Here is an 8460-nt window from a genome sequence, read left to right on the forward strand (position 1 = left end):
AACCCAGCGGGAGCAAGCTCCCTCGCCACGTAGTGTTCACAGCTGAGCTGAGTGGTTAAGCACGGGCATAAAAAAAGCACCCCGAAAGGTGCTTTTTCTGTAGCCGAGCAGCTTAGCGCTTCAGCGAAGCCGGCAAGTGCGGCTGGATGGCGGTGAGCACAGCCTTGAAGCATTTGGTGTTGCCGGCAACGATGTGGCCTTTTTCAAGGAAGTCGTGGCCGCCGGTGAAGTCGCTCACCAAACCGCCGGCTTCCTGGATCAGCAGGGCGCCTGCGGCCATGTCCCATTCGGACAGGCCCGACTCCCAGAAGGCATCGAAACGGCCGGCGGCGACATACGCCAGGTCCAGGCTCGCGGCGCCAGCGCGGCGGATGCCGGCGGTCTGGCCGACCAGGGCGCGGAACATGCCCAGGTAGTTGTCCAGGTTGTCCATCTGGTCATCGCGGAACGGGAAGCCGGTACCCAGCAGGGCGCCGTCCAGGCTGGTGCGACCGCTGACGCGCAGGCGACGACCGTTCAGTTGGGCGCCACGGCCACGGCTGGCGGTGAATTCTTCCTGGCGAACCGGGTCCAGCACGACGGCGTGTTCCAGTCGACCACGGTATTTGCAGGCGATGCTGACAGCGAAATGAGGGATGCCGCGCAGGAAGTTGGTGGTGCCGTCCAAAGGATCGATGATCCACAGGTACTCTTCACCTTCGATGCCGGTGCCGGCGTGCATGCCGGTCTCTTCACCCAGGATCGAGTGGTTCGGGTAAGCCTTGCGCAGCGCGTCGACGATTTTCTGTTCGGCGGCGCGATCAACCTCGGACACGTAGTCCTTGGCGTCTTTTTCATCGACCTTGATGGTATCCAGGCGCTCGATGGAGCGGAAGATCAGTTCACTGGCGCTGCGGGCGGCGCGCAGCGCGATATTCAGCATGGGCTGCATGGATGTGTCACCTAAGGTTGTTAAAGAAAGCCGCGCATTCTATCAGAAAGTTTTCCCAGGAGAAGGTTGGTGTTCGCTTTCATAGCTTAACGGTAGGTGCTTAGGTAAGATTTGCTCCCTTTATCGTGTTCGAGAGCGCCTCCCTTGTTGCAGAACATTCGTGTCGTCCTGGTCAATACCAGCCATCCGGGAAATATCGGCGGGGCTGCGCGGGCCATGAAGAACATGGGCCTGTCGCGGCTGGTGCTGGTCGAGCCACGCTCGTTTCCCCATCACGAAGCCGACGCCCGGGCTTCCGGTGCCGGTGACATCCTGGCAGCCGCCCAAGTGGTCGCCACCCTGGAAGATGCCCTGGTGGGCTGCAACCTGGTGCTTGGCACCAGCGCCCGCGACCGCCGCATCCCCTGGCCGCTGCTCGACCCCCGCGAATGCGGAACCAAAGTGGTCGAGGAAGCCGGGCAGGGCGCTGAGATCGCCCTCGTGTTTGGCCGTGAAGATTCCGGCCTGACCAACGAAGAGCTGCAGCGATGTCACTTTCACGTGCATATCCCTTCCGACCCACAGTTCAGTTCGCTGAACCTCGGGGCGGCGGTGCAGGTATTGAGTTATGAAGTGCGCATGGCCTGGCTGGCAGCCGAAGGCAAACCCAGCAAGGTCGAAAAATTCGAGGCCACGTCGCCGCGCAGTGAGACACTGGCGACCATGGACGAGCTGGAGCGACTCTATGAGCACCTGGAGCAGACCCTGGTGGACATCGAATTCCTCGACCCGGAAAAGCCCCGGCACTTGATGGCGCGCCTGCGCCGGTTGTACGGACGAAGCTCGGTCAGCCGGGCGGAGATGAATATATTGCGCGGCATCCTCACGGAAACCCAGAAAGCGGCCCGTGGCGAGCTGATTAAGCGGAAGGAATAAAGATGTTCGATCGTTTGCGTGAAGATATCCAAAGCGTTTTCCATCGTGACCCGGCGGCGCGCAATGCCTTTGAAGTGCTGACCTGCTACCCGGGCATGCACGCGATCTGGATCCATCGCCTCTCCGGTGCCTTATGGGGCATGGGCTGGAAGTGGCTGGCACGGGTTGTCTCCAACTTCGGACGCTGGCTCACCGGGATCGAGATCCACCCGGGCGCCAAGGTCGGTCGCCGGTTCTTCATCGACCACGGCATGGGCATTGTCATTGGTGAAACCGCCGAGATCGGCGATGACGTGACGCTGTACCAGGGCGTGACCCTCGGCGGCACCAGCTGGAACAAGGGCAAGCGCCACCCGACGCTGGAGGACGGCGTAGTGGTCGGTGCCGGCGCCAAGGTGCTCGGGCCGTTCACGGTGGGGGCGGGGGCGAAAGTCGGCTCCAATGCGGTGGTCACCAAGGCTGTGCCGGCCGGTGCAACCGTGGTGGGTATCCCGGGGCGAATCATCGTCAAGTCCGATGAAGAGCAGGACGCCCGCCGCAAGGCCATGGCCGAGAAGATCGGTTTCGATGCCTACGGTGTCGGCGAAGACATGCCCGACCCGGTCGCTCGCGCCATCAACCAGTTGCTCGATCACCTGCAGGCCGTCGATGGGCGCCTGGAGGGCATGTGCGGCGCCCTGAAGGACCTGGGCAGTAATTACTGCGCCAAGGACCTGCCTGAGCTGCGCGAGGAAGATTTTGCGTGTGTGAAGGATAAGGATCAAAGCCAGGCCAGCTGATACCTGCTGGCCCCTTCGCGAGCAAGCCCGCTCCCACACTGGATCTGCGACGGCCTTAGATGTTGTGACCACTGCAAATCCCCTGTGGGAGCGGGCTTGCTCGCGAAGAACGATAACGCGGTATAGCTGGTCGCCACTGGCCAGCCTTTGCTATGATGCGCGCGCTCTTTTGCGGGTAAACCTGAGTAAAGCACTAGGTCTTATAGTTGACTTAAATACTCGGGAATTGCATACTCGCCCCATTCCGAACTCCGTGGTAATTGTCCATGCGACTGACTACAAAAGGCCGATACGCCGTGACCGCGATGCTGGATCTGGCATTGCATGCGCAGCACGGGCCGGTGTCCCTGGCCGATATCTCCGAGCGCCAGGGCATTTCCCTGTCTTACCTTGAGCAGCTGTTCGCCAAGCTGCGCCGCAGCAACCTGGTTTCCAGTGTGCGCGGCCCCGGTGGTGGCTATCAGCTGTCACGCGACATGCAGGGCATCCAGGTCGCCCAGGTGATCGACGCGGTGAACGAATCGGTCGATGCGACCAAATGCCAGGGCCTTGGCGACTGCCATGGCGGCGATACTTGCCTGACCCATCACTTGTGGTGTGACCTGAGCCTGCAGATTCACGAATTTCTAAGCGGTATCAGCTTGGCTGACCTTGTAACTCGCCGTGAGGTGCAAGAAGTAGCCCAGCGTCAGGACCAGCGCCGTTGCAACAGCAAGGCGCCGCACCTGGACAAGATTGAAGCGTCCGCCGTCGAATGACCGCCGCAGAGCACGCGGAACGCCAGCCAGCCTGATTTAGGAGAAAGTCCATGAAATTGCCGATTTACCTTGATTACTCTGCGACCACCCCGGTTGATCCGCGTGTCGCGCAAAAGATGAGTGAATGCCTGCTGGTCGACGGAAACTTCGGTAACCCGGCGTCCCGCTCCCACGTGTTCGGCTGGAAAGCTGAAGAGTCGGTCGAAAACGCCCGCCGCCAGGTCGCTGACCTGGTCAACGCCGACCCACGTGAAATCGTCTGGACCTCTGGTGCTACTGAGTCCGACAACCTGGCAATCAAGGGTGTCGCGCACTTCTATCACACCAAGGGCAAGCACCTGATCACCTCCAAGATCGAGCACAAGGCTGTCCTGGACACCATGCGCCAGCTGGAACGTGAAGGTTTCGAAGTTACCTACATCGAGCCAGGTGAAGACGGCATCATCACCCCAGCCATGGTCGAAGCCGCACTGCGCGACGACACCATCCTGGTTTCGATCATGCACGTGAACAACGAAATCGGCACCGTCAACGACATCGAAGCCATCGGCGAGCTGACCCGCTCCAAGGGCGTCCTGTTCCACGTCGACGCGGCCCAGTCCACCGGCAAGGTCGACATCGACCTGTCCAAGCTCAAAGTCGACCTGATGTCGTTCTCGGCCCACAAGACCTACGGCCCTAAAGGCATTGGCGCGCTGTACGTGAGCCGCAAGCCGCGTGTTCGTATCGAAGCGACCATGCACGGCGGCGGTCACGAGCGTGGCATGCGTTCCGGCACCCTGGCGACTCACCAGATTGTCGGCATGGGCGAAGCCTTCCGTGTGGCCAAGGAAGACATGGCTGCCGAGAACGTGCGCATCAAGGCCCTGAGCGACCGTTTCTTCAAGCAGGTCGAGCACCTCGAAGAGCTCTACGTCAACGGCAGCATGATCGCCCGCGTACCGCACAACCTGAACCTGAGCTTCAACTACGTTGAAGGCGAGTCGCTGATCATGGCGCTCAAGGATCTGGCCGTGTCGTCCGGTTCGGCATGCACCTCGGCGTCCCTCGAGCCTTCGTACGTACTGCGCGCCCTGGGCCGCAACGACGAACTGGCTCACAGCTCGATCCGCTTCACCTTCGGCCGCTTCACCACCGAAGAAGAAATCGATTACGCCGCGCAGAAAGTCTGCGAGGCCGTTACCAAGCTGCGCGCTCTATCGCCGCTGTGGGATATGTACAAAGACGGTGTCGACATCTCGAAAATCGAGTGGGCGGCGCACTGAGAAGTCGCCTCCAGAGCGACTCACTGATGAGGATTGAAGCAAATGGCATATAGCGAAAAGGTCATCGACCACTACGAGAACCCGCGCAACGTCGGCAAGATGGACGCGCAGGACCCTGATGTTGGCACCGGCATGGTCGGCGCCCCGGCGTGCGGCGACGTGATGCGCCTGCAGATCAAGGTCAACGAGCAAGGCATCATCGAAGATGCCAAGTTCAAGACCTATGGCTGCGGTTCGGCCATTGCGTCCAGCTCCCTGGCCACCGAGTGGATGAAGGGCAAGACCCTTGATGAGGCTGAAACCATCAAGAACACTCAGCTGGCCGAAGAACTGGCCCTGCCGCCAGTGAAGATCCACTGCTCGGTACTCGCCGAAGACGCCATCAAGGCCGCCGTTCGCGATTACAAGCAGAAGAAAGGCTTGATCTGATCCGCGCACAGGTAAGGAGTTTTCATGGCTATCCAGATGACAGAAGCGGCAGCTAACCATATCCAGCGCTCTCTTGCAGGGCGCGGCAAGGGCGAGGGTATCCGCCTGGGTGTTCGCACCACGGGCTGCTCTGGTCTTGCCTACGTGCTCGAATTCGTCGACGAAGTGGGCGAAGACGATCAGGTGTTCGAGAGTCATGGTCAGAAAGTGATCATCGACCCGAAAAGCCTGACGTACCTGGACGGCACTGAACTGGATTTCGTCAAGGAAGGGTTGAACGAAGGCTTCAAGTTCAACAACCCCAACGTGCGCGGTGAATGTGGCTGCGGCGAAAGCTTCAACATCTGAGGCGGCTTGTGGGTACTCCTTGTCATTTTGCTTTGTTCCAGTTGCAGCCGGGCTTTTCCCTGGATCTTGAGCAGTTGTCCGCTCGTTATCTGGAGCTGGCCCGCGGCGTCCATCCCGACCGTTTCGCTGATGCCTCGGAGGCAGAGCAGCGGCGCGCGCTGGAACAGTCGGCGAACCTCAACGACGCTTACCAGACGCTCAAGAACCCGGCCAAGCGCGCGCGTTATCTGCTGGCCATCAGCGGTCATGAGTTGCCTCTGGAAGTCACCGTGCATGATCCCGAGTTTCTGTTGCAGCAGATGCAGTGGCGCGAAGAACTCGAAGATCTGCAGGACAGCGCCGATCTGGCCGGTGTCGCGGTGTTCAAGCGCCGCCTGAAGGACGCCCAGCACACCTTGAATGAAAGCTTCGCAGCCTGTTGGGACGATGCTGCGCAACGCGAACAGGCCGAACGCCTGATGCGGCGCATGCAATTCCTCGACAAGCTCACCTACGAAGTGCGCCAGCTCGAAGAGCGCCTCGACGATTAACCCAGTGCCGCTCCGGTCGCACGCCTGATTACAGATAAGTCCTGATTACGATGGCCCTACTGCAGATCGCCGAACCCGGCCAAAGTCCACAACCGCACCAGCGTCGCCTGGCTGTGGGAATTGACTTGGGTACTACCAATTCCCTGGTCGCTGCGTTGCGCAGTGGCCTTTCCGAACCGCTGGCCGATGAGCAGGGGCAAGTGATCCTGCCCTCTGCCGTGCGCTATCACGCCGATCGCGTGGAAGTGGGCGAGTCAGCCAAGCTGGCCGCGGCGACCGATCCCTTCAACACCATTGTCTCGGTCAAGCGCCTGATGGGGCGTGGTCTGTCCGACGTCAAGCAATTGGGTGATCAGCTGCCGTACCGTTTCGTCGACGGCGAATCCCACATGCCGTTCATTGAAACCGTGCAGGGCCCGAAAAGTCCGGTGGAAGTTTCCGCCGATATTCTCAAGGTGCTGCGCCAGCGCGCCGAAGCGGCGTTGGGCGGTGAATTGGTCGGTGCGGTCATCACTGTCCCGGCCTATTTCGACGATGCCCAGCGCCAAGCCACCAAGGACGCGGCTAAGTTGGCCGGTCTGAACGTGCTGCGCCTGCTCAACGAGCCGACCGCCGCTGCGGTGGCCTACGGTCTGGACCAGCACGCCGAAGGCCTCGTCGCGATCTACGACTTGGGCGGCGGCACCTTTGATATTTCCATTCTGCGCCTGACCGGCGGCGTCTTCGAAGTCCTGGCCACCGGCGGCGACAGCGCCCTGGGCGGCGATGACTTCGATCACGCCATCGCCGGCTGGATCATTGAGCAAGCGGGCCTGTCCGCAGACCTTGATCCTGGCGCGCAACGTCAGCTGCTGCAAACGGCCTGTGCCGCCAAGGAAGCCCTGACCGACGCTGCAACGGTCGAAGTGGCTCACGGCGACTGGAAGGCTGTGCTGAGTCGTGAAGCCTTTGATGCGCTGATCGAACCCATGGTCGCCCGCAGCCTCAAGGCCTGCCGCCGTGCCGTGCGTGATTCCGGTGTGGAGCTCGAAGACGTCAAGGCCGTGGTCATGGTCGGCGGTTCGACCCGTGTGCCTCGGGTTCGCGAAGCCGTTGCCGAGGCCTTTGGCCGTCAGCCGCTGACTGAAATCGACCCGGACCAGGTGGTTGCCATCGGCGCCGCGATCCAGGCCGATACCCTGGCCGGCAACAAGCGCGACGGCGGCGAGCTGCTGTTGCTCGACGTGATTCCATTGTCCCTGGGCTTGGAAACCATGGGCGGCCTGATGGAGAAGGTGATCCCGCGCAACACCACCATCCCCGTTGCCCGTGCCCAGGACTTCACCACGTATAAAGACGGCCAGTCGGCCATGATGATTCATGTGCTGCAAGGCGAGCGTGAACTCATCAGCGACTGCCGTTCCCTGGCGCGCTTCGAATTGCGCGGCATCCCGGCGATGGTGGCCGGTGCGGCGAAGATCCGCGTGACCTTCCAGGTCGACGCCGACGGTTTGCTCAATGTCTCCGCCCGCGAGCTGGGTTCGGGTGTCGAGGCGAGCATCCAGGTCAAGCCGTCCTACGGCCTGACCGACGGCGAAATCGCCAAAATGCTCAAGGATTCGTTCCAGCATGCCAGCGACGACAAGGTCGCCCGCGTATTACGTGAGCAGCAGGTCGACGGCCAGCGCCTGGTCGAAGCCGTGCAGGCCGCTCTTGAGGCCGATGGCGACCGTCTGCTGGACGCCGAGGAACGCATGGTGATCGAGCTGCAAATGCAGGAGTTGTCTGAATTGATCAAAGGCACCGATGGTTATGCCATCGAGCAGCAGACCAAGCGTCTGTCGCAAGTCACCGATGCCTTTGCTGCCCGCCGCCTGGACTCGACGGTCAAAGCCGCCCTGGCGGGGCGCAACCTGAATGAAATTGAGGAATAACTGATGCCGCAGGTGATTTTTCTGCCCCACGAGAAGTTCTGTCCCGAGGGCATGGTCGTGGAGGCTGAGCCCGGAATTTCCATTCTCGAGCTGGCCCATGAGCACCATATCGAGATGGAAAGTGCCTGTGGCGGCGTCTGCGCCTGCACGACTTGCCATTGCATTATTCGTGAGGGCTTCGATTCGCTGGAAGAAGCGGATGAGTTGGAGGAAGATTTCCTCGATAAGGCCTGGGGCCTGGAAGCCCAATCGCGTCTGGGCTGCCAAGCTATTGTCGGCACCGAAGACCTGACCGTCGAAATCCCGAAATATTCGCTTAACCATGCGGCCGAAGCGCCGCACTGATTCAGGAAGCTGCAATGAGTCTGAAATGGGTTGATGTACTGGAAATCGCAATCCAGCTGGCTGAATCCAAGCCGGATGTGGACCCCCGTTACGTGAACTTCGTCGATCTGCACAAGTGGGTGCTGGCGTTGCCGGAGTTCAGCGATGATCCGACCCGTGGCGGTGAGAAGGTGCTGGAAGCGATTCAGTCGGCCTGGATCGAAGAGACAGAGTAGGCGCTGACGAGCGAAGCGAGGCTGCGATCTTT

Annotated in this window: 11 protein-coding genes; 10 read left to right on the top strand and 1 reads right to left on the bottom strand. The window is 60.9% G+C overall.

The annotated features are described in order from the left end of the window. Positions 1-112 precede the first annotated feature (112 nt). A complete protein-coding gene (gene suhB / locus HU811_RS22055) occupies positions 113-931 on the bottom strand; it encodes a type III secretion system regulator SuhB (RefSeq protein ID WP_003185165.1) in 819 nt (272 codons plus the stop codon). Between the two features lie 144 nt (positions 932-1075). Here suhB and trmJ point away from each other — a divergent pair, with 144 nt between their 5' ends. The 10 genes from trmJ (at position 1076) to iscX (ending at position 8428) form a co-directional block, all read left to right on the top strand. Next, a complete protein-coding gene (trmJ, locus tag HU811_RS22060) occupies positions 1076-1846 on the top strand; it encodes a tRNA (cytosine(32)/uridine(32)-2'-O)-methyltransferase TrmJ (RefSeq protein ID WP_186658092.1) in 771 nt (256 codons plus the stop codon). A 2-nt stretch (positions 1847-1848) separates the two neighbouring features. Continuing rightward, on the top strand, positions 1849-2625 hold the full coding sequence (cysE, locus tag HU811_RS22065) for a serine O-acetyltransferase (RefSeq protein WP_092402596.1): 777 nt from the start codon (positions 1849-1851) through the stop codon (positions 2623-2625). Between the two features lie 266 nt (positions 2626-2891). Continuing rightward, positions 2892-3383: a Fe-S cluster assembly transcriptional regulator IscR gene (gene iscR, locus HU811_RS22070; RefSeq protein WP_003185160.1), complete on the top strand. Its 492-nt coding sequence runs from the start codon at positions 2892-2894 to the stop codon at positions 3381-3383. Between the two features lie 50 nt (positions 3384-3433). Next, complete coding sequence (locus HU811_RS22075) at positions 3434-4648, top strand: IscS subfamily cysteine desulfurase (RefSeq protein WP_025212002.1); 1215 nt, start codon at positions 3434-3436, stop codon at positions 4646-4648. Positions 4649-4690: 42 nt separating this feature from the next. Continuing rightward, positions 4691-5077 carry a Fe-S cluster assembly scaffold IscU gene (gene iscU / locus HU811_RS22080; protein WP_003185157.1) on the top strand — a complete coding sequence of 129 codons (387 nt, stop codon included), beginning with the start codon at positions 4691-4693 and terminating at the stop codon, positions 5075-5077. Positions 5078-5101: 24 nt separating this feature from the next. Then, a complete protein-coding gene (gene iscA, locus HU811_RS22085) occupies positions 5102-5425 on the top strand; it encodes an iron-sulfur cluster assembly protein IscA (protein WP_003185155.1) in 324 nt (107 codons plus the stop codon). 8 nt (positions 5426-5433) lie between these two features. Then, positions 5434-5955 carry a co-chaperone HscB gene (gene hscB, locus HU811_RS22090; protein ID WP_047227472.1) on the top strand — a complete coding sequence of 174 codons (522 nt, stop codon included), beginning with the start codon at positions 5434-5436 and terminating at the stop codon, positions 5953-5955. A gap of 50 nt (positions 5956-6005) precedes the next feature. Next, positions 6006-7868 carry a Fe-S protein assembly chaperone HscA gene (hscA, locus tag HU811_RS22095; protein ID WP_186658093.1) on the top strand — a complete coding sequence of 621 codons (1863 nt, stop codon included), beginning with the start codon at positions 6006-6008 and terminating at the stop codon, positions 7866-7868. Between the two features lie 3 nt (positions 7869-7871). After that, the gene (fdx, locus tag HU811_RS22100; protein WP_092402602.1) at positions 7872-8213 is read left to right on the top strand and encodes an ISC system 2Fe-2S type ferredoxin; all 342 of its coding nucleotides are present in this window, start codon (positions 7872-7874) and stop codon (positions 8211-8213) included. A gap of 14 nt (positions 8214-8227) precedes the next feature. After that, on the top strand, positions 8228-8428 hold the full coding sequence (iscX, locus tag HU811_RS22105) for a Fe-S cluster assembly protein IscX (RefSeq protein ID WP_092454036.1): 201 nt from the start codon (positions 8228-8230) through the stop codon (positions 8426-8428). The last annotated feature ends 32 nt before the right edge of the window (positions 8429-8460 follow it).

It is taken from the genome of Pseudomonas tehranensis (genome assembly GCF_014268615.1).
Lineage (GTDB): Bacteria > Pseudomonadota > Gammaproteobacteria > Pseudomonadales > Pseudomonadaceae > Aquipseudomonas > Aquipseudomonas tehranensis.

What these genes read in the sequence shown, in the direction of transcription:
- suhB (WP_003185165.1), bottom strand. Translation starts at nt 931, where the DNA reads ATGCAGCCCATGCTGAATATCGCGCTGCGCGCCGCCCGCAGCGCCAGT.
- cysE (WP_092402596.1), top strand. Translation starts at nt 1,849, where the DNA reads ATGTTCGATCGTTTGCGTGAAGATATCCAAAGCGTTTTCCATCGTGAC.
- iscR (WP_003185160.1), top strand. Translation starts at nt 2,892, where the DNA reads ATGCGACTGACTACAAAAGGCCGATACGCCGTGACCGCGATGCTGGAT.
- HU811_RS22075 (WP_025212002.1), top strand. Translation starts at nt 3,434, where the DNA reads ATGAAATTGCCGATTTACCTTGATTACTCTGCGACCACCCCGGTTGAT.
- iscU (WP_003185157.1), top strand. Translation starts at nt 4,691, where the DNA reads ATGGCATATAGCGAAAAGGTCATCGACCACTACGAGAACCCGCGCAAC.
- iscA (WP_003185155.1), top strand. Translation starts at nt 5,102, where the DNA reads ATGGCTATCCAGATGACAGAAGCGGCAGCTAACCATATCCAGCGCTCT.
- hscA (WP_186658093.1), top strand. Translation starts at nt 6,006, where the DNA reads ATGGCCCTACTGCAGATCGCCGAACCCGGCCAAAGTCCACAACCGCAC.
- fdx (WP_092402602.1), top strand. Translation starts at nt 7,872, where the DNA reads ATGCCGCAGGTGATTTTTCTGCCCCACGAGAAGTTCTGTCCCGAGGGC.
- iscX (WP_092454036.1), top strand. Translation starts at nt 8,228, where the DNA reads ATGAGTCTGAAATGGGTTGATGTACTGGAAATCGCAATCCAGCTGGCT.